The 20224-nt window shown below is 64.6% G+C and carries 17 protein-coding genes and 1 riboswitch; of the genes, 6 read left to right on the forward strand and 11 right to left on the reverse strand.

The features are described from left to right. Window positions 1-24 precede the first annotated feature (24 nt). Window positions 25-213, reverse strand: a complete 189-nt coding sequence (locus tag BM374_RS15640; protein WP_092293663.1) for a hypothetical protein — start codon at window positions 211-213, stop codon at window positions 25-27. A gap of 823 nt (window positions 214-1036) precedes the next feature. Then, window positions 1037-1204 carry a hypothetical protein gene (locus tag BM374_RS38585; protein ID WP_092293665.1) on the reverse strand — a complete coding sequence of 56 codons (168 nt, stop codon included), beginning with the start codon at window positions 1202-1204 and terminating at the stop codon, window positions 1037-1039. A 214-nt stretch (window positions 1205-1418) separates the two neighbouring features. Here BM374_RS38585 and BM374_RS37895 point away from each other — a divergent pair, with 214 nt between their 5' ends. The 3 genes from BM374_RS37895 to BM374_RS15660 all read left to right on the forward strand — a co-directional run bounded on the left by BM374_RS37895 (window position 1419) and on the right by BM374_RS15660 (window position 4535). Then, window positions 1419-1607: a hypothetical protein gene (locus BM374_RS37895; RefSeq protein ID WP_143270197.1), complete on the forward strand. Its 189-nt coding sequence runs from the start codon at window positions 1419-1421 to the stop codon at window positions 1605-1607. Window positions 1608-2333: 726 nt separating this feature from the next. Beyond that, on the forward strand, window positions 2334-3422 hold the full coding sequence (gene recA / locus BM374_RS15655; RefSeq protein ID WP_092293669.1) for a recombinase RecA: 1089 nt from the start codon (window positions 2334-2336) through the stop codon (window positions 3420-3422). A 105-nt stretch (window positions 3423-3527) separates the two neighbouring features. Then, the gene (locus tag BM374_RS15660) at window positions 3528-4535 is read left to right on the forward strand and encodes a hypothetical protein (RefSeq protein ID WP_177248335.1); all 1008 of its coding nucleotides are present in this window, start codon (window positions 3528-3530) and stop codon (window positions 4533-4535) included. Window positions 4536-4685: 150 nt separating this feature from the next. Here the strand turns inward: BM374_RS15660 and gcvP are convergent, their stop codons facing one another. From gcvP to gcvT, 3 genes are read right to left on the reverse strand one after another with little or no spacing between them, the layout of a single operon-like run. Next, window positions 4686-7565, reverse strand: a complete 2880-nt coding sequence (gcvP, locus tag BM374_RS15665; protein ID WP_092294912.1) for an aminomethyl-transferring glycine dehydrogenase — start codon at window positions 7563-7565, stop codon at window positions 4686-4688. Between the two features lie 16 nt (window positions 7566-7581). Then, entirely contained in the window at window positions 7582-7950 is a 369-nt protein-coding gene (gcvH, locus tag BM374_RS15670) for a glycine cleavage system protein GcvH (RefSeq protein WP_092293673.1), read from the reverse strand. A 9-nt stretch (window positions 7951-7959) separates the two neighbouring features. Further along, entirely contained in the window at window positions 7960-9108 is a 1149-nt protein-coding gene (gcvT, locus tag BM374_RS15675; RefSeq protein WP_092293675.1) for a glycine cleavage system aminomethyltransferase GcvT, read from the reverse strand. Between the two features lie 143 nt (window positions 9109-9251). Next, a riboswitch (glycine riboswitch) is annotated at window positions 9252-9340 on the reverse strand. 247 nt (window positions 9341-9587) lie between these two features. Between gcvT and alaS the strand changes: the two genes are divergently transcribed. Together alaS and BM374_RS15685 are read left to right on the forward strand one after the other, a co-directional pair. Then, window positions 9588-12269: an alanine--tRNA ligase gene (alaS, locus tag BM374_RS15680; protein WP_177248336.1), complete on the forward strand. Its 2682-nt coding sequence runs from the start codon at window positions 9588-9590 to the stop codon at window positions 12267-12269. A 5-nt stretch (window positions 12270-12274) separates the two neighbouring features. Continuing rightward, window positions 12275-13504, forward strand: a complete 1230-nt coding sequence (locus BM374_RS15685) for a cyclic nucleotide-gated ion channel (RefSeq protein WP_092293679.1) — start codon at window positions 12275-12277, stop codon at window positions 13502-13504. Between the two features lie 4 nt (window positions 13505-13508). Here BM374_RS15685 and BM374_RS15690 read toward each other — a convergent pair whose 3' ends face one another. Together BM374_RS15690 and BM374_RS15700 are read right to left on the reverse strand one after the other, a co-directional pair. Continuing rightward, window positions 13509-14009, reverse strand: a complete 501-nt coding sequence (locus tag BM374_RS15690) for a DUF3455 domain-containing protein (RefSeq protein ID WP_092294914.1) — start codon at window positions 14007-14009, stop codon at window positions 13509-13511. A 129-nt stretch (window positions 14010-14138) separates the two neighbouring features. Continuing rightward, window positions 14139-15353 (reverse strand): NADP-dependent isocitrate dehydrogenase, encoded by a 1215-nt coding sequence (locus BM374_RS15700; RefSeq protein ID WP_092293683.1) that lies wholly within the window; start codon window positions 15351-15353, stop codon window positions 14139-14141. A gap of 340 nt (window positions 15354-15693) precedes the next feature. Here BM374_RS15700 and BM374_RS15705 point away from each other — a divergent pair, with 340 nt between their 5' ends. Next, window positions 15694-16893, forward strand: coding sequence for a TrmJ/YjtD family RNA methyltransferase (locus BM374_RS15705; protein WP_092293685.1), 1200 nt, complete (start codon window positions 15694-15696; stop codon window positions 16891-16893). A 141-nt stretch (window positions 16894-17034) separates the two neighbouring features. Here the strand turns inward: BM374_RS15705 and BM374_RS15710 are convergent, their stop codons facing one another. From BM374_RS15710 to mddA, 4 genes are read right to left on the reverse strand one after another with little or no spacing between them, the layout of a single operon-like run. Next, entirely contained in the window at window positions 17035-17787 is a 753-nt protein-coding gene (locus tag BM374_RS15710; RefSeq protein WP_092293687.1) for a hotdog family protein, read from the reverse strand. A gap of 31 nt (window positions 17788-17818) precedes the next feature. Next, window positions 17819-18796, reverse strand: coding sequence for an NADPH:quinone oxidoreductase family protein (locus BM374_RS15715; RefSeq protein ID WP_092293689.1), 978 nt, complete (start codon window positions 18794-18796; stop codon window positions 17819-17821). Next, window positions 18793-19431: a helix-turn-helix transcriptional regulator gene (locus BM374_RS15720; RefSeq protein WP_244552609.1), complete on the reverse strand. Its 639-nt coding sequence runs from the start codon at window positions 19429-19431 to the stop codon at window positions 18793-18795. The genes BM374_RS15715 and BM374_RS15720 overlap by 4 nt, the downstream gene beginning before the upstream one ends. Next, a complete protein-coding gene (gene mddA, locus BM374_RS15725; protein WP_092293693.1) occupies window positions 19428-20183 on the reverse strand; it encodes a methanethiol S-methyltransferase in 756 nt (251 codons plus the stop codon). The genes BM374_RS15720 and mddA overlap by 4 nt, the downstream gene beginning before the upstream one ends. Between the last annotated feature and the right edge of the window lie 41 nt (window positions 20184-20224).

Raw genomic sequence — 20224 nt, forward strand, 5'->3', positions numbered from 1 at the left:
GGTCCGGCCTTTCAACCCGGCGCTTCAGGCGGTCTTGCGACCGATCGCCTTCAACTCCCGATCGATACGCAGCTGCACGCGACGAATGGCCAAAAGGTCGATCTTCGTCTCGGTCTTGCCGGTCTTGATCTCGTCGCCGATCCGGAACTGCCATTGCCAGACCCCCGGGATCGCCGTCTTTGCGACCGTGAACTCAACGCCCCTGTGATTCATGGCCACCTCCACGATTCACTTGCCATGGCGAGTAACATGTTGGCCGCCGAAATATTCCATCGACAAGCAAAAAATGCGGTTAAGTCAAGGATAGTTCACCGGAATTCGGCAAGTGCGCGCAGTTCGAAACAAGCGAACTCGGATTCCGAAAGATGGAACCGATGGTGCGCCCATTTTACGCAATGGAACCCGTAAGATTGCCGCCGGCGAAATAGGTCAGGAACTCTGTTCTTGTCCGGAGAACCACGGAGTTCCCTCCTCACGCAGTGAGAGAGCACGCTCAAGAAAAAAGCCCCACTCGGGAGAGAGCCGGGCGGGGCAGAAGGTTATTGGAGGCTGAGGTGCTGGGCTGCAACACCATAGCCGCATGACCGTAGCCCGTTCAGCTTACGACAGCCTGACAAAGTGGGTGCGGATCTGATCGCTGGTCGAATCCCGTGGTTCGGCAACTCCATCGTCCGGCAGCAACGAACAGAAAACACCCCGCGAGAGCACGCAAGCTTGTGCGGGGCTTGCGGAGGCGTTCAGATCCGCGCTCACGTCCCAATTCAGACATCCAGCCGCACAATTTCAGACACATCCGTTCGCGACACTTTGCGCACACGGCGAGCCATGGGGGATACGTGGCGCGCCGAGAGCGGGGTGGCATCATGGACAAGGTAGAGCGGTCATTCGCCGCCGCGACGGCGGCTGGCTTCGTGGTGCTGGTGATCGGCATCGTGCTGCTGGCGCTGATGTAGCGGCAGCCGCGGGCAGGAGGCGCCAAAGCGCGTCAACACGACCTCATGCACGGAGGCAGCAGCCTGTTCCGGCCGGCGTCTTGTCAGTGCACCTTGATCGCGTCCAGCGGTAGACGGAGATCGGCGGCGCGCTCGGCGCGATCCTTCTTGCGGAACTCGTTCTCCTTGCGCTCGAACTTCGCCATCTCCTCGAGCGCCGCCTCGCGCAGGGATTTGCGCCTGCCGGCATCCTGGTGCGTGTTGTCCGTCATGATCGGATCCCCCATTGCGGCGGGTCATCCCAAGGGAAAGCAGGCAGCCGCAGAAAAGTTCTGTGCCGAAGCATTGCGAAAACATGACGGCAGCGCGGCTCCGCCGTCGTTGATGCGCATCGGCTTCGCAAAGCCGACACCGCGTCACATCTTGCGGAGGGCAGGGCCGCCGGTTGCTTTCGTGCTATCGTGCCGCATCGCCCCGGAGATGGCCATGGGTTTCTGGCTTTTCGTCATCATCTCGATTGGATCGATTCCGCTCGCAGGCGCGATGGCGCGTGAGCGCAGCAGGTCATCGAGGGCGTGGTTCTGGATTGCGGTCGTGGTCGGTCCCCTGGCGCCTCTGATGCTGCTGATCCTCGGGATGCGAAGCGCCCGGCCTCGGCCGGTTGAAGCGGGCTGATTCTTGGTCGGAGCGACGTACCCGTGCAGCGTGAGAAGGGCTGCAAGCGCCACCGACACGGCAGAGAACCGCCAGCGCGATCGAGGATTTGCGGAAGCGCTTGGCTTGCCCGGTCGGGAATCAAAAATACGCTTTGGTAGCGTGAAGCGCGCCTCCTTTGGGGGTAGGGCGGCACAAAATCCGGTGCTGTCCTAATTAGGACACCCGCAAAAACAGATTAGGACACTGACGGGAACGACTGCTGGGTTACCACGTTTTCCCGATGCTCTTCCCCAAGGGCAAGACCCCAAGTCGAATGGCCCCAGCTCATCGCCCCCAACCCTGCGAGCTGGGGCTTTTTCGTACCCGCAGAGGGGAATTGGGACGCGCAAAAAATTTTTGCTTCAGCTCCACTTCGGTCCCGCGCTGGTCCATTCCGGGGGAGCCGTGGTTATCCCACATGCGGGGTTTTACCGGAGACGAAGACGTAGCATCAGGCACTCCTCTCTAGAGGAGTTGCTGACATGGGAACTGAGGGACACGGAACTAAGGCATACCAGCGCCCCCTTCGGTCGTAATTAGTCCCCACCGGCTTAGGATACTGAGGGGTAAATACGGACAGTACCCAAAATCCCCAAAGAACATATTGCGAACCTAGAACAAATGGGGTACATTGCAGATATCGACGACCCGCCGCGCCAATCGTTTGTCCCACACGCGAATCCTCGCCATAAGGAGCACGACCCAATGTCCACCACTGCCCTGCGTATCGTCGAAGGATCTTCCATGGACAAGAGTAAAGCTCTGGCTGCCGCGCTCTCCCAGATCGAGCGCCAGTTCGGCAAGGGCTCGGTGATGAAGCTCGGCAAGAACGACCGCTCGATGGACATCGAGGCGGTATCGTCAGGCTCGCTCGGGCTCGATATCGCGCTCGGCATCGGTGGCCTGCCCAAGGGCCGCATCGTCGAGATCTACGGGCCGGAATCCTCGGGCAAGACGACATTGGCGCTGCACACGGTGGCGGAGGCCCAGAAGAAGGGCGGCATCTGCGCCTTCATCGACGCCGAGCACGCGCTCGACCCGGTCTATGCCCGCAAGCTCGGCGTCAACATCGACGAGCTCTTGATCTCCCAGCCCGACACCGGCGAGCAGGCGTTGGAAATTTGCGACACGCTGGTGCGCTCGGGTGCGGTGGACGTGCTGGTGGTCGATTCGGTCGCGGCGCTGGTGCCGAAGGCCGAGCTCGAAGGCGAGATGGGCGATGCGCTGCCGGGCCTGCAGGCTCGTCTGATGAGCCAGGCGCTGCGCAAGCTCACGGCCTCGATCAACAAGTCCAACACCATGGTGATCTTCATCAACCAGATCCGCATGAAGATCGGTGTGATGTACGGCTCTCCCGAAACCACGACCGGCGGCAACGCGCTGAAGTTCTACGCCTCGGTCCGCCTCGACATCCGCCGCATCGGCGCGATCAAGGAGCGCGACGAAGTGGTCGGCAATACGACCCGTGTGAAGGTGGTGAAGAACAAGCTGGCGCCGCCCTTCAAGCAGGTCGAGTTCGACATCATGTACGGCGAGGGCGTCTCCAAGATGGGCGAGATCCTCGATCTCGGGGTCAAGGCCGGCATCGTCGAGAAGTCCGGCGCCTGGTTCTCCTATGACAGCCAGCGCCTCGGCCAGGGCCGCGAGAACTCGAAAGCGTTCCTGAAAGCCAACCCCGACATCACCGCCAAGATCGAAACCGCGATCCGCCAGAACTCCGGCCTGATTGCCGAGCAGATCCTGGCCGGCACGCCGGAGCGCGATGCCGACGGCGAGGAGCCGGCGGACGAATAAGCCTTAAAAGCGAAAGAGTTTTCGCGAGGAGCGGGCGCTGAGGACGTTGAGTTGCCGACGTCGTCAGTGTCCGTTTCTTTTTGGGTTGGAATGGGCGTGTCCACGATGAAGCGCGTGATTTTGACCAGTTCGTCCGGCGTCGGTCTCACCTACGCAGATCGCGCCGACATGGTAGTCCCGCTGATCTATCGATTCGTCTCCGGACCGCTGCCTACGTCGCACCATCTTGAACAGTATCTCACCGGAGGCTCTTTCAGAGCCTCTTTCATGGGCGAGCGGGAGGTGCGCTGGTCCGATGTCGTTGCGCGGTCGCCCCAAAGCGGTCTCGCGCACAAGGAGCTTGGACTGGTCTGGTTTTGCGAAGCCTACGGTGTCGAAGCGATCGAACTGTGGTTTGATCCCAGTCCCAGCAACCAATTGCAGCTGATCTGGATACTCGACTATCTCCGTTCCGAGCCATACGCGGCCGAGCGTACAAAGCTGCGAATAGTCGATTTCGATCTGCTCGGAGCGGACGGCCCCACGCTTCGCGATCATGCCGCGCGAGAATTCGACGTCACGGAGGACGACTTCGAGGCCGCTCGTGCTGCCTGGGAGGCATACCGGGCGCCAACGCCGGAGCTCTGTGTCGCTCTGCTCAGCGGGGATTTCCCCACGTACCCATTCCTGAAGCCGGCGATGGAAGACTTGCTGGCAGAACTGCCGTCTCCGAGCACCGGGCTGGGTGCAACAGAAATGCGCCTTCTCGACTTGATCGCGAAGGGGCACAACCGCACCAAGGAACTGTTTCAGCCGGGCGGGCTGCTCGACAAGCGCGTGTACGACCAATGGGAGCTCGGCCCTGTGCTCGAAGGGCTGGCATCTGGCCCAATGCCGGCGGTCGCGGGTCTCGATCCGAAGCTGGCGACGCTCGCCCGGCATGATGCGCGAGGTCGCAACGCCGCCTATCGTCGGAGCCGGCTGTCGCTGACGGAGTTTGGCAAGGCCGTTCTGGAGGGCCGGGAGGATTTTCGCCGTCACAACCCGATCAGGCGCTGGTGGGGCGGCACGCTTCTGACCAATGAACGGCTGTGGCGGTGGGATCGCGAGAGCCGATCGTTGGTGGCGCCTTAGGCGGGATTGTAGGGTGGGTTAGCTGAGCAGATGCGCGAAGCGGATCTCCTCGGCGTAACCCAGCACTGTTCGTCACCGCGGAAGCAGAAGTGGTGGGTTACGCCGGCGACTACGCTTCGCGCAGCCGCCAGCTAACCCCCACCCTACAAGCTACTCCGCAGCTTGCGCGTACTCGCTCACCGGCGGGCAGGAGCACACCAGGTTGCGGTCGCCGTAGACGTTGTCGACGCGGCCCACGGGACACCAATATTTGTCGGTGCGCGAGGTGCCCGCCGGGAAGCAGCCCTCGGCGCGGGTGTAGGCGCGCTTCCAATCGTCGTCCGCGATGTCATGCACCGTGTGCGGGGCGTGGCGCAGGGGCGAAGCGTCGATCTTGAAGCGGCCGGCCTCGACCTCGGCGATCTCTTTCCGGATCGCGATCATGGCGTCGCAAAAACGATCCAGCTCCGCCTTGGATTCCGACTCGGTCGGCTCGATCATCAGCGTGCCCGGCACCGGGAAGCTCATGGTCGGGGCGTGGAAGCCGTAGTCGATCAGGCGCTTGGCGATGTCATCGACGGTGACGCCCGAGGTCGTCTTCAGCGGGCGGGGATCGACGATGCACTCATGCGCGACGCGCCCCCTGGCGTTCTTGTAGAGCACCGGGAAGTGCGGCTCCAACCTTGCTGCGACGTAGTTGGCATTGAGGATCGCGATCTCGGTGGCGCGCTTCAGGCCCTCGCCGCCCATCATCAGGATGTAGATGTAGGAGATGGTGAGGATCGAGGCCGAGCCGAACGGTGCGGCCGAGACCGGGCCGACCGCGGCATCGGCCTGCGTTGCGGGATGACGATTTTCAGGATGACTTGGCAGGAACGGTGCGAGGTGCGCCTTGACGCCGATCGGGCCCATGCCGGGGCCGCCGCCGCCATGCGGGATGCAGAAGGTCTTGTGCAGGTTGAGATGGCTGACGTCGGCGCCGTAATCGCCGGGCCTGCTCAGGCCGACCTGCGCGTTGAGGTTGGCGCCGTCCAGATACACCTGGCCGCCATGGCGATGCACGATGTCGCAGATCTCGCTTATATGCTCCTCGAACACGCCGTGCGTCGAGGGATAGGTGATCATCACGGCGGCGAGATCGCTCGAATGTTTCTCCGCCTTGGCGCGGAGATCGTCGACATCGACGTCGCCGTTCTTTTCGCAGGCGACCACCACCACCTCCATGCCGACCATCGCCGCCGAGGCCGGATTGGTGCCGTGGGCGGAGGAGGGGATCAGGCAGATTTTCCGGTGCGCCTCGCCACGAGAAGCGTGATAGCCGCGGATCGCGAGCAGGCCGGCGTACTCGCCTTGCGCGCCGGAATTCGGCTGCAGCGAGATCGCGTCATAGCCGGTGATGTCGCACAGCCACTTTTCGAGCCCCGCGAACAGCGCGTGATAGCCGGCGGCCTGCTCGCGCGGCACGAACGGATGCAGGTTGCCGAACTCCGGCCAGGTCAGCGGCATCATCTCCGTGGTCGCGTTCAGCTTCATGGTGCAGGATCCCAGCGGGATCATGGCGCGGTCGAGCGCGAGGTCGCGATCCGAGAGCTTGCGCATGTAGCGCAGCATCTCGGTCTCCGAGCGATGCGCGTGGAACACGGGATGGGTGAGGAACGCCGTGGTGCGCTTCAGCACCTCCGGCAGGGCCTCGCGCGTCGTGGCGTCGATCTCGGCATACGACAGTTGGCCGCCGAAGGCGCGCCAGACCGCTTCGACAGTCTCAGGCGTCGTGGTCTCGTCCAGCGCGATGCGCAAGTTCGTGTCGCCGATGCCGAGATTGATCTTTTCGGCGGCGGCGCGCGCGATGATCTCGGCGCGCTTGTCGCCGGCATCGACGCTGATCGTGTCGAAAAAGGCTTCACTCTCAGGCGCAAAGCCGAGCTTGCGCAAGCCGCTCGCGAGCACCGCGGTGCGGCGATGCACGTTGCGTGCGATCTGTGCGAGACCCTCGGGGCCGTGATAGACCGCATACATCGCGGCAATGACGGCAAGCAGCACCTGCGCGGTGCAGATGTTGGAGGTCGCCTTCTCGCGCCGGATGTGCTGCTCACGGGTTTGCAGCGCCAGGCGATAGGCGGGGGCGCCGCGGCTATCCACGGAGAGGCCGACGATACGGCCGGGCAGCGAACGCTTCAGCGCATCGCGCACCGCCATGTAGGCGGCGTGCGGTCCGCCATAACCCATCGGCACGCCGAAGCGCTGCGCCGATCCGATCGCGATGTCGGCGCCGAGCTCGCCGGGCGAGGCGATCAGCGTCAGCGCCAGGAGGTCAGCGGCAACGATCGCGAGCGCACCCTTGATCTTCAGCGCCGCGATCACCGGCCTGAGGTCGCGCACCGCACCTGAAGAGCCCGGATATTGCAGCAGCGCGCCGAGCACATCTGCCTTGTCGAGGTCGGTGAGGGGATCGCCGACGACCAGGGTCCAGCCCAGCGGCTCGGCACGGGTACGCATCACCGCAAGCGTCTGCGGATGCACGTCCTTGTCGACGAAGAAGGCCTGTGCCTTCACTTGCGAATGCCGCTCGGCGAGCGCCATGGCTTCGGCCGCGGCGGTGGCTTCATCGAGCAGCGAGGCGTTGGCGACGTCGAGCCCGGTGAGGTCGCAGATCATGGTCTGGAAGTTGAACAGCGCTTCCAGCCGGCCCTGGCTGATCTCGGGCTGGTAAGGCGTGTAAGCCGTGTACCAGGCCGGGTTCTCCAGGATATTACGCTGGATCACCGCCGGCAAAATCGTGCCGGAATAGCCTTGGCCGATCAGGGAGGTGAAGACCTGGTTCTGGCGCGCCAGCTCGGCCATATGCGCGATCGCCTCGGTCTCGCTCAGCGGCTTGCCGAGATCGAGCGGGGCGGCCTGGCGGATCGAATTGGGCAGCGTCTCCGCCATCAGCGCGTCGACGCTTCTGGCGCCGACGGTATCGAGCATAGCGGCGACATCGCGCGCCGCCGGGCCGATGTGGCGGCGAACGAAGGAGGTAGTCTCGCCATTGGATTTGCGGTGCGCGGTCATCGCTTGCTCCATCGCTTTAAGCCGTGTGTGCCTTGTAGGCGGCTTCATCCATCAGGCCGCCGAGCTCGCTCTTGTCGGCAATCTTGATCTTGAAGAACCAGGCCCTGCCTTGCGCATCCGAGTTCACCAGCGCCGGCTCGGCGGCGAGCTCGGGGTTGGTCGCAAGCACTTCGCCCGAGATCGGCGCATAGACGTCGGAGGCGGCCTTGACCGATTCCACGACGGCGGCGGCTTCCGCCTTCTTCAGCACGCGCCCGAGCTTGGGTAGTTCGACGAACACGACGTCGCCGAGCTGCTGCTGCGCATAATCGGTGATGCCGACGGTGGCGACGTCGCCGTCGATGGCGAGCCATTCATGGTCGGAGGTGTACAGCGTCGTGGTCATTGTCGATCCTCAGCGTTTGTAGGTGTTTTTCACGAAGGGCATGGCGGCTACCGCGAGCGGCAACCTTTGTCCGCGCACCTCGGCAAAGAGCTTGGTGCCGAGCGCACTCAAGGCAGTCGGCACATAGCCCATCGCGACCGGGGCATTCAGGCTCGGGCCGAACCCGCCCGAGCTGACCTTTCCGATCGGCTCGCCTCCGGCTTGATCCGCGAACAGCAGCGCGCCTTCGCGCACCGGCGCGCGGCCTTCGGCGCGCAGGCCGACGCGGCGGCGGGATGCGCCCTGGTCGAAATGAGCGAGGATCTTGTCGGCGCCGGGAAAACCGCCGGCGCGCGCACCGCCCGTGCGGCGGCTCTTCTGCACCGACCATTCCAGCGCGGCCTCGACCGGCGTGGTCGTGGTGTCGATGTCGTGGCCATAGAGGCAGAGACCGGCTTCCAGCCGCAGGCTGTCGCGGGCGCCGAGCCCGATCGGCATCACGTCGGGATTTTGCAGCAGCATCTGCGTGAGGCGTTCGGCATCGGCACCGGGAACCGAGATCTCAAAGCCATCTTCGCCGGTGTAGCCCGAACGCGAGACGAAGCACTCGATGCCTGCAACCTCATGCGGACCGGCATCCATGAATTTCATGGCGGGTGCCGCTGCACACAGTTTCGCCAGCGCCGTCTCCGCCTTCGGGCCCTGCAGAGCGATCAGTGCGCGGTCGGCGAGTGATTCGATCTCGCAGGCGTCCGCAAGATTGGCGCGCAGATGCGCCTCGTCGGCGTCCTTGCAGGCGGCGTTGACCACCAGGAACAGGTGATCGCCGAAATTGGCGACCATCAAATCATCGAGGATCCCGCCATCCGCATTGGTGAACTGGGCATAGCGCTGCCGTCCCTGGGCAATCGCCACGATGTCCTGCGGCACCAGCCGTTCCAGCGCGCGGGCGGCGTCCTCGACCTTACCCGATTTCGGCAGCAAACGGAGCTGACCCATATGGGAGACGTCGAACAGGCCGGCTGCGCTGCGGGTATGGAGGTGCTCTTTCAACACGCCCGCGGGGTACTGCACGGGCATGTCATAGCCCGCGAACGGCACCATCTTGCCGCCGAGCGACACATGCAGGTCGTAAAGAGGGGTACGTTTCAGGGAGGTCTGGTCGTCGGGTGCAAGCATCTCGGGGCCCTCGGCGGTTCCCCGGGGACGATTCCCCTGGGACACCAGTCGAAGCCCCATCTGTCGCTGTGCCTGAGAGTATTATCCCGTCGGCGGGTGCCAGCGGGTCTTAGGCCCGTCGGCGCCTCTTTCCAGATGTCGTCAAAGCCACGCGGTCCTTTTGCCTGAGAGTTTCCGGGGCGGTTGCTCCTTCGGCGCCGGCAAATGTGCCGGTCTCTCCCGACGTGGCCGTACGATACAGATGGGTACAGACCACAGCCGAGCCAAGCCTGTCAACGCGGGCTTTGCGGCTTTCAACCGGGATTGCAACGGGACTTGCACCAGGACCTGCGCGCCTGCGGCAACCCTCTGATCTCCTTGCACAGTTTCTGGACAGGGAAGCGGGCCTTGTCTAAAAGCGCTTTGGCCCGCAGATATCAGCCGAAACGTCAGGTTTGGACGGCAAGGAAGCGGGTCCAAGCACACCCGATTGGATGAACATGAGCGGCGTCAACGAGATCAGGTCGACCTTTCTGAACTTCTTTGCCGAGAACGGCCACGAGATCGTGACGTCCTCGCCCCTCGTGCCGCGCAACGATCCGACCTTGATGTTCACCAATGCCGGCATGGTGCAGTTCAAGAACGTTTTTACCGGCGTCGAGAAGCGGCCCTATCAGCGGGCCACCACCTCGCAGAAATGCGTGCGCGCCGGCGGCAAGCACAACGACCTCGACAATGTCGGCTACACCGCGCGCCATCTCACCTTCTTCGAGATGCTCGGCAATTTCTCGTTCGGCGACTATTTCAAGGAGCGCGCGATCGAGCTGGCCTGGAAGCTCATCACCAAGGATTTCGGGTTGAAGAAGGACAAGCTGCTCGTCACCGTCTACCACACCGACGACGAGGCGCACGGGCTCTGGAAGAAGATCGCCGGCTTCTCCGACGATCGCATCATCCGCATCCCGACCTCCGACAATTTCTGGGCGATGGGGGACACCGGCCCGTGCGGCCCGTGCTCGGAGATCTTCATCGACCGCGGCGATCACATCTGGGGCGGCCCTCCCGGCTCGCCGGAAGAGGACGGCGATCGCTTCCTCGAATTCTGGAATCTCGTGTTCATGCAATACGAGCAGGTGACGAAGGAGGAGCGCGTTGATCTGCCGCGTCCCTCGATCGACACCGGCATGGGTCTCGAGCGCATGGCCTGCATCATGCAGGGCGTCGACAGCGTGTTCGAGACCGACCTATTCCGTCACCTGATCGATGCGACCGCCTCCGCGCTCGGCAGCGGGCCGACCGAGCAGAATGCTGCCTCGTTCCGCGTCATCGCCGACCATCTGCGTTCCTCGGCCTTCCTGGTCGCGGACGGCGTGCTGCCCTCCAACGAGGGCCGCGGTTACGTGCTGCGCCGGATCATGCGCCGCGCAATGCGCCATGCGCAGCTCCTGGGCGCCAAAGAGCCGTTGATGCATCGCCTGGTCTGGGCTCTGGTCCGCGAGATGGGCCAGGCCTATCCCGATTTGATGCGCGCGGAGAATCTGATCGAGGAAACGCTGCGACTGGAAGAGACCCGCTTCCGCAAGACGCTGTCGCGCGGCCTCGCCATCCTCGACGAGAAGAGCGCGTCCTTAAAGAAGGGCGACATGTTCGACGGCGACGTCGCCTTCACGCTCTACGACACCTACGGCTTCCCGCTCGACCTGACCCAGGACGCGCTGAAGTCGCGCGGCATCGGCGTCGACCAGGCTGCGTTCACGGATGCGATGGAGCGTCAGAAGGCCAAGGCGCGCGAGTCCTGGAAGGGGTCGGGCGAGGCGGCGTCCGAGGCGATCTGGTTCCCGCTGCGCGAGAAGCTCGGGGCCACCGAATTCCTGGGCTACGAGACCGAGAGCGCCGAAGGCGTGGTGTCCGCGCTGGTGAAGGAAGGCGCGGAAGTCGTCAGCCTCAAGGCGGGCGAGACGGGCGCGATCGTGCTGAACCAGACGCCGTTCTACGCGGAATCGGGCGGCCAGGTCGGCGACACCGGCGTGCTCACCGGCGAGGGCGGCATCAAGTTCCGCGTCACCGACACCCAGAAGAAGCTCGGTGATTTCTTCGTGCATGTCGGCACCGTCGAGAGCGGCGAAGTGAAGGTCGGCACCGCGCTGCAGCTCGAGGTCGATCATTCCAGGCGCTCCTCGATCCGCGCGCATCACTCGGCGACGCATCTCATCCATGAGGCGCTGCGCCAGGTGCTCGGCGACCACATCGCCCAGCGCGGCTCGATGGTCGCGCCGGATCGTCTGCGCTTCGACTTCGTGCATCCGAAGCCGATCACGGCGGAAGAGCTTGCCCGCGTCGAGGACATCGCCAACGACGTGGTGCTGGAGAACGACGAGGTTACCACCCGCGTCATGGGCGTCGACGAGGCCCGCGAGGCCGGCGCGCGCGCCCTGTTCGGCGAAAAATATGGCGACGAGGTCCGCGTCGTCTCGATGGGCAAGACCGCACGCGAGCGCGGCGCCAACGCGCTCGGCTGGTCGGTCGAGCTCTGCGGCGGCACGCATGTCCGCCGCACCGGCGACATCGGCCTGATCACGCTGACGAGCGAGAGCGCGGTCGCCTCGGGCGTGCGCCGCATCGAAGCGCTGACCGGCAACTACGCGCGCAAACACGCCAACGACACCATGGCGCTGGCGAAGACCGCGGCGAACGAGCTGCGCACCTCCCTCGACGACGTGCCGGCGCGCATCGCCGCGCTGATGGAGGAGCGCAAGAAGCTGGAGCGCGAGCTCTCGGATGCGCGCAAGAAGCTCGCGATGGGCGGTGGCGCATCCGCCGGCAGCAATGGTGCAGCCTCCGGCGTGCGCGAGGCGGGCGGCGTCAAGTTGATGGCGCGCGCTGTCGAGGGCATCGAGATGAAGGATCTCAAGAGCCTCGCCGACGACGGCAAGAAGCAGATCGGCTCCGGCGTCGTCGCCATTGTCGGCGTGACCGAGGACGGCAAAGCCGGTGTCGTGGTCGGCGTCACCGCCGATCTCACCGCGCGCTTCAACGCGGTGAATCTCGTGCGCGTGGCCTCCGAGGCGCTCGGTGGCAAGGGCGGTGGCGGCCGGCCCGACATGGCGCAGGCGGGCGGCCCCGATGGCGCCAAGGCTTCGGCCGCGCTGGCTGCGATCGAAAAAGCGATGGGAGCTGCGTAAACGCCATGCGCCTCGTTCCGCGAGGACGTGGGCTTCGTGATCCCCACTTAAGGGATCGCCTCTACGAATTGCTGGAGCACGATCCGCTCGCTTACTCGATCGGGTCGCGATTCATCCAGATCATCATCGGGGTCATCGTGCTCAATGTGATCGCGATGGTGCTTGCCTCGGTGCCGGAGCTGGACGCGCAGTTCGCCGTGCTGTTCTCTTTCGTCAGCATCCTCTGCGTGATCGTGTTCGCGCTGGAATATGCAGCGCGCCTCTGGACGGTGGCGGGCCACACGCCGCGCAAGGGCTCCGCGCTCGCCGACCGGCTCGGCTATCTCTTCTCGGCCCTCGGCATCATCGACCTCATGGCATTCCTGCCGGCCGCGGTGGTGCTGGCCACGGGCCGGCACGCGACGCTGGCGGCGCTCGGCGTGCTGCCGTTCTTCAAGCTGATCCGTTATTCGCCGGCAATGCGCTCGCTGCTCGCGGCCGTGCATGCCGAGCGGCGTGCGCTGATCGGCTGCCTCGTCATCCTCACTGGCGCGGTCCTGACCTTCGCCTCGCTGCTCTATGCCATCGAGCGCGACGTGCAGCCGGACAAGCTCGGCACCATCCCGCAGGCGATGTGGTGGGCGATTGTGACGCTCGGCACCGTCGGTTATGGCGACGTCGTCCCGGTGACGGCACTCGGCAAGGTCATCTCGGTCTTCACCATCATCTCGGGCTTTGCCATGATCGCGCTGCCGGTCGCGATCATCTCGACCGCCTTTGCAGAGGAGGTGAAGCGGCGCGACTTCGTCGTGACCTGGGGCATGCTGGCGCGGGTGCCGCTGTTCTCGCATCTGGCGGCGGCGGAGATCGCGGACATCATGCGGCTCTTGCGCGCGCGCACCATCGAGCAGGGCGAGATACTGGTGCGGCGGGGCGATGCGGCCTCGTCGATGTATTTCATCACCGCGGGCGAGGTCGAGATCGCGCTGCCGAGCCAGCATGTGCGGCTCAGTGGCGGCACCTTCTTCGGCGAGATCGCGCTGCTGCACAAGACCAAGCGCTCAGGCACGGTGACGGCGACGCGCAAGACCCGTCTTCTCGTGCTCGATGCCCAGGACTTTCACGCCTTGATCGCGCGCATGCCGACGCTCGCGGCGCACGTCCACAGGACGGCCAAGGCGCGGCTGGAAGAGACCGGCGGCGATCTGGCGGCAGCCGAGCTCGCGCAGGCCGAGCGCGAGGGTACCGACCGCTGAGCGGTCAGCCCTTTTTCAGGAAGACATACTCGGCCGAGTAGGGCGCGCTTCTGAACTCGCCGGCCTTGTCACAGGCGCCATCGAGCTTGCCGCCATGGGTGTTGATGCGCTGGACTGTCGTGACCGGCGTGAACACGCCGCTGCCGCGGTGGGCGGTGACCTCCAGCTTCAGCCAGGGGATATCGGCCGCGGTGGCGCCCGGCGCGTTGCCTCCGGTCTTTGCGGCCACGGCGCTGCCGTCGGCATGCTCCCAGTTCGGACCGGCATAGTGACGGCCGACGGTCTTGCCGTCGGACAGCAGGGTCGCGATTGGCTCGCGAAAGCTCCACGCGAGCTTGCCGTCGCTGCCGGCCTTGCACTCATAGACCTGCGCGCCCTCGGCGTGGACGCTGAGAACGATGCTCTCACCGGATGCAGCAATGGACCCGGGCAGTGGATCGGCAGCGATCGCGGACGTGCTGGTCAGCGCGAAGAGTGCGAGCGCTAGGCTCTTGAGTGTCGGCATCGGCATGGTGCCTCCTCAGGCAAAGTCTCGTCATTGCGAGGAGCCCTTGCGACAAAGCAATCCAGACTTGCTCCGCGGAGGGATTCTGGATTGCTTCGCTGCGCTCGCAATGACGGGTGGGCGGGCAGCTTACGCCGCCAGCGCCTTCACCAGGTTGTCAGCGACCTTGTCGAGGAAGCCGGTGGTCGAGAGCCAGCGCTGATCGGCGCCGACCAGGAGCGCGAGATCCTTGGTCATGTAGCCTTCCTCGACAGTATCGACGCAAACCTTCTCCAGCGTGGTCGCGAACTTCGCGAGCTCGGCATTGTTGTCGAGCTTGGCGCGATGGGCGAGGCCGCGCGTCCAGGCGAAGATCGAGGCGATCGAGTTGGTCGAGGTCTCCTTGCCCTTCTGGTGCTCGCGATAGTGGCGAGTCACCGTGCCGTGGGCGGCTTCGGCTTCGACCGTCTTGCCGTCGGGGGTGAGCAGCACCGAGGTCATCAGGCCGAGCGAGCCGTAGCCCTGCGCGACCGTGTCGGACTGCACGTCGCCGTCGTAGTTCTTACAGGCCCAGACGTAGCCGCCGGACCATTTCAGCGCCGAGGCGACCATGTCGTCGATCAGGCGGTGCTCGTAAGTCAGGCCCTTGGCGTCGAACTCCTTCTTGAACTCCTTGTCGAAGATCTCCTGGAAGATGTCCTTGAAGCGGCCGTCATAGACCTTCAGAATCGTGTTCTTGGTCGACAGATAGACCGGATAGCCGCGCAAGAGGCCGTAGTTGAAGGACGCGCGGGCGAAGTCGATGATGGAGTCGTCGAGATTGTACATCTCCATGGCGACGCCGGCGCCCGGAGCCTTGAACACTTCCTTCTCGATCACGGTGCCGTCCTCGCCGACGAACTTCAGCGAGAGGGTGCCCTTGCCGGGGAACTTGATGTCGGTGGCGCGGTACTGGTCGCCATAGGCGTGACGGCCGATGATGATCGGCTTGGTCCAGCCGGGAACCAGGCGCGGCACGTTCTTGCAGATGATCGGCTCGCGGAAGATGCAGCCGCCGAGGATGTTGCGGATGGTGCCGTTCGGCGACTTCCACATCTGCTTGAGGCCAAACTCCTTCACCCGGGCTTCGTCAGGGGTGATGGTGGCGCACTTGACGCCGACGCCGACCTTCTTGATCGCCTCGGCGGCGTCGATGGTCACCTGATCGTTGGTCTGGTCGCGGTACTCCATGCCCAGGTCGAAATAGAGCAGCTCGACATCCAGGAACGGGTTGATCAGCTTGTCCTTGATGTACTGCCAGATGATCCGGGTCATCTCGTCGCCATCGAGTTCGACGACGGGATTGGATACCTTGATTTTTGCCATGATCGGGGAAGCCCTCTTGGGAATGGCGCGTGCGGTGCGCCGACGTGAATATCCGCCGCCTCTTAGCACCTGAGAGCAGCGGGCGAAAGCCAAGTGATTATGCACTTTTAGCCCATCCAGCTTCCACGGACGGGGGGCGGAGCCGGCCAGCGGGGCCACGGCCGGATTAAGGTTTCAGCCCCGGTTCAAAAGCCGAATCCAACCCATTATTTCCCTTGAGAATTCTGTCAGGAAAGGCAAACGACAGGCGGACAAAGCCGGCCGGTCGGCAGCCGATTTTGATTCAATTCCTGAGAGCGCCTGTCCAGGGCCTTGAGAACCAGAGTGAAAGCGAAGCGAGATGTCGGGGACTGACAAGAGCAAGACGGGAATGTCCCTCGACGGTCCCATCGTGATCCTGGTCGAGCCGCAGCTCGGGGAAAACATCGGCATGGCTGCGCGCGCGATGGGCAACTTCGCCCTGAGCGCTCTGCGCATCGTCAATCCCAGGGACGGCTGGCCCAACATCGCCGCCCAGCGCGCCGCTGCCGGCGCCGACCACATTCTGCAAAAGGTCGAACTGTTCGATACCGTCGAGCAGGCGGTGGCCGACCTCGACCTCTTGTTCGCCACCACCGCACGCCCCCACGACCAGGCCAAGCCGGTGGTCGGGCCGGAGGCTGCCGCGAGCGAGATCGCCGGGCACCTCGCAACCGGCGGCAAGGCCGGCATCCTGTTCGGCCGGGAGCGCTGGGGCCTGACCAACGAGGAGGTCGGGCTCTCCAACCGCATCATCACGTTTCCGGTCAATCCGGGCTTTGCCTCGCTCAATCTCGCCCAGGCCGTGCTGCTGGTGGGTTACGAATGGTTCAAGCGGGCAACGTCTGGCGAGCTTCCGCACGCCATGCCGGAGCGTTCCGAGCGGGCCTCGCAGCACCAGATGCAGGCCTTCTTCGACAACCTCGTGCGCGAGCTCGACAAGGTCGAGTTCCTGCGACCGGCCGAGAAGCGCGACACCATGCTGGTCAACCTGCGCAACATTTTCACCCGGATGGAGCCCACCAAGCAGGACATGCACACCCTCCATGGAGTGATCATGGCGATCGCGGAAGGCCGCAAGGGCCCGGCCAAAGGCGGCGTGCTCGACGGCGAGCAGGCGACGCGCCTGCGCGCGCTGCTGGCCGAACACGGTCAGAGCGGCGGTGTGCCCGACAGCGGCTCGACCGTCCGCGGCCTCGCCCGCCTGCTCCGCCGCAACCCGACGGATGCCGAACGCCTGCTCTGGCAGGCGCTGACGCGCGACCGCCGCTTTGCTGGTCAGTTCAAGCGCCAGACGCCGGTGGGGCGGCATATCCCAGACTTCGTCTCGTTCCCGCATCGAATTGCGATCGAGCTGGTCAACCCGGGCGAGGGCGACACCATCGCGGCAGACCGCGCGTCGCGGCGGGCGTGGCTGGAGGCGCGCGATTATCGGGTGCTGGAGATCCGCGCGGCGGACGTGGAGCGGGATCTGGAGGCAGAGCTGGTGCGGCTGCAGGGGATGATGGAGCAGAGCGTGTAGGATTTTCCCACGCGCAGGTCTCGTCGGGTGGGTTAGCCGAAGGCGTAACCCACCATGCTTCGGGACGTGCCGGACGAAGTTGGTGGATTACGCCAGCGACTGCGCTTCGCGCAGCCGCTGGCTGATCCACCCTACACTTTCTTATCCTTGCCCAAGCTGCACGTCGCGATCCACCGCGATCCATGTCGTCTTCGCCACGGCCAGCAATCTCCCAGCTTTGTCACGCAGCGCGGCCTCGGCGGTGCGCTTGCGGCCGTCGCGGCCGGTGGGCCAGGCGGTGATGATGCAGCGGTCGCCTGGTCGGGGCCGGGACTCGATGCGCGCTGCCATCCGTCCGAGCAGGAGCGGGGTTCGGTCGATAGCGCTGTTCTGCGGATCGCAATTGCAGGCAAAGCCTGTGGGACAATCGAGCGCCGACCAGAGAAACTCCGGCGCGACCAGACCGTCCTCGGCGGCGAGATTGGGATCAGGCGTCCAGCTCGCGGCGAGAACGGGCGTGTGTGCGTGTCGTCCGAGCGGGCCCGCGAAAATGCGCAGGCCATCGCCCTCGGCCCTGGCGGGGCCACAGACGAAGCAGGTCGGCAGGGGATGCTCGTGCGGCTTGACCAGTGTCAGCAATTCAGCGGCGCGGGCTTCCTCGAAGCTGGCTGTTTCCAGTCGCGCAAGCTCGACCACCATCGCGCGTCCGGTCGCGACGAGTTTGGCGCGGTCGCGAAGCTCCCACGTGCCGTCGTCGGTCGCGCTTGCCGCGAGCGGCGTGTCCAGGGGAGGCGGTGCGCGCAGCGTCACTTCGGCGCCGCCGGAAATGTACTGGGCCAAGCGGCCGCAGACATAGCCGCCGTTGCCGGAGTTCGGCGGGCCGCAATAGCGCTTGTCGATGATGATCTCGGTCAAAGCTTACCTTCCTCCTGGCCCGCCGCGCACTCTATCGGATCTTGAGCACAATTCTTCCCTGAACCGTCCGGCTGGCCACGGCGCGCATGGCTTCACGGGCCTCCTCCAAAGGGAGAATGCGATCGATGTGCGGGCGGATTGCTCCTTCGGCCAGCAATTGCATCAGCGTGTTGTTCATGCGCGCGGCCTCGGCGGGAAATTTTTCCGCCCAGGCGCCGACGAAAACGCCGATGATGGCGTAGTTCTTCAGCAGCGGCAGGTTCATCGCGATCTGTGGAATCTCGCCGCTGGTGAAGCCGATCGGCATCAGCCGCCCGCCCCAGTTCATCAGTCGCGCCATCTGCTCGAAGATCGCACCGCCGATGTTGTCGAAGCCGATATCGAGGCCTTGACCAGAGGTGATCGACTTGATCCGGTCGCGCAGATCCTCGCTGCGATAATTGACGATCTCGCCGGCGCCATAGCTGCGCACCAGCGCGGCCTTGTCGTCGGAGCCGACGCCCGCGACGACGCGCAGGCCCAGATGGTGGGCGAGATCGACGGCGGCAAGCCCGACGCCGCCGGCTGCGCCCGTGATGAACACGGTTTCGCCGGCTTGCGCGCGGGCGCGATCGACCAGCGCATAAAAGGCCGTGCCGTAGACGTGCAGCACGGTCGCTGCCGCCTCGAACGCGACGTCATCAGGCAGGCGCACGCTCTTCGATTCCTTGGCGATCATCCGTTCGGCGTAGCCGCCGGTCCAGCTGCTGCACGCCACGCGATCGCCGGGGGCGAATGTTGTGACTTTCTCGCCGATGGCAACGACGACACCGGAGGCTTCCGTGCCTGGCACGAACGGCAGGGATGGCCGCATCTGGTAGAGGCCCGACACCAGCAACTGGTCCATGAAGCTCACGGAGGCCGCATGGACATCGATGAGGATCTCGTCATCCGCCGGCTTCGGCGCGGCGATCTCACCGAGGCGCAAATCCTGCGGTCCGCTGAAGGAGCTGCACAGCACGGCTCTCATCGCACGTCTCCCATGTCGCGCAATGGCGTCGCATATCCCGCGACGAGCTTGACGAAATCGGCCTGCCGCGCGGCGCCGGTTTTTTCAAACAGGCGATTGACGTGCGTCCTGACCGTCGTGTTGGCGACGCCGAGCGCTGCGGCCACTTCGGGAACGCCGCCGAGTTCGACGATCGCGAGCAGCACGCGCAACTCGGCCGGCGTCAGTTTGAAGGCCTTGCCGATCACCTCCGAGCGGGGTGGGATCGTCAGCGCCACCTTGCGCACGAACAAGGCTGCGACGGCGCCGTAGGCGGCCCCCGCACGACGGCGCGGACCTGATGTCAACGGCAAGGCGTGGGCGACATAGCGTTGCCCATCGATCCCGATCATCGGCACGGCTACGCCGTTGGCGTCGAGGGCAGATGTGAGGGCGAGCCGCAGGGTTCGGTCGACGATGAGATCGCGGGCCGTCAGCCGGCCACGCGTCTCGTACAGGATATCGTGCGCGTCGAGAATGACTTGCCCAGCCGTATTCGTGTGCATGAGACGCGCCTCTGTGTCGAGGAGATAGAGACCGATGTCGAGCCCATCGAGCGTGTCGGCCAGGCTGGCGGCCTCCGCAGACATTTGGGGGACGGGAAACATTGCGTTCATCTGGCCGCTCCTTCCGTCTGGCGGCGAACGAACAGACGCGGCAGCAGCATGGGAACGCGGCGGCGATAGTCGCGATAGCTCGCGCCGAACATCGCAATCAGGTCGCGTTCCTCGAATTGCAAAGCGACGAGGATGTAGACAGTGTTGGCGAGCGCGAACAGCAGATGGCCGATCGTCATCTCGGGCGTCGCCCAGAACGCGAGCAGAAAGCCAAGCATGATCGGATGCCGGACGATCTTGTAGAGCAGGGGTGTCCGGAAGGACTGAGCCGGCATCTCAGCTCCGCGCCAGGCGACGAAAGCCTGGCGCAGGCCGAACAGATCGAAATGATCGATCATGTGGGTCGAGGCGAATGCGATCAGCCAGCCGAGCCAATGTGCTGACGTCAGCAGCCCGGCCGCAAGGCCTTCAGTCTGCCAGATCACAGTCGGGATCGGGCGCCACTGCCAGAACAGCAGGAGTAGGATCAAGCTGGAGAGCAGCACATAGGTGCTGCGCTGGCAGGCCGCGGGAAGGAATTGGGCCGACCAACGCTTGAAGGCCGGGCGCGCCATCACGCTGTGCTGGAGGGCAAACAGGCTCATCAGCAAGAGGTTGACTACGACGGCCTCGGCCAAATTCGAGGAGCTGCCGACGTCGATCGACTTCGGCACGACATAATTGCCGACGAAACCGAGGGCATAGAGAAACGAGAGCGTGAACAGAGCGTAGCTTACGAGGGCGTAGAGCAGGATCAGGACGCGCGAGACCATGTTTTTTCCTATTGTGCCAGATGCAGCGGTGCCGCATGCAG

This window comes from Bradyrhizobium sp. Ghvi, from assembly GCF_900115265.1.
GTDB lineage: Bacteria > Pseudomonadota > Alphaproteobacteria > Rhizobiales > Xanthobacteraceae > Bradyrhizobium.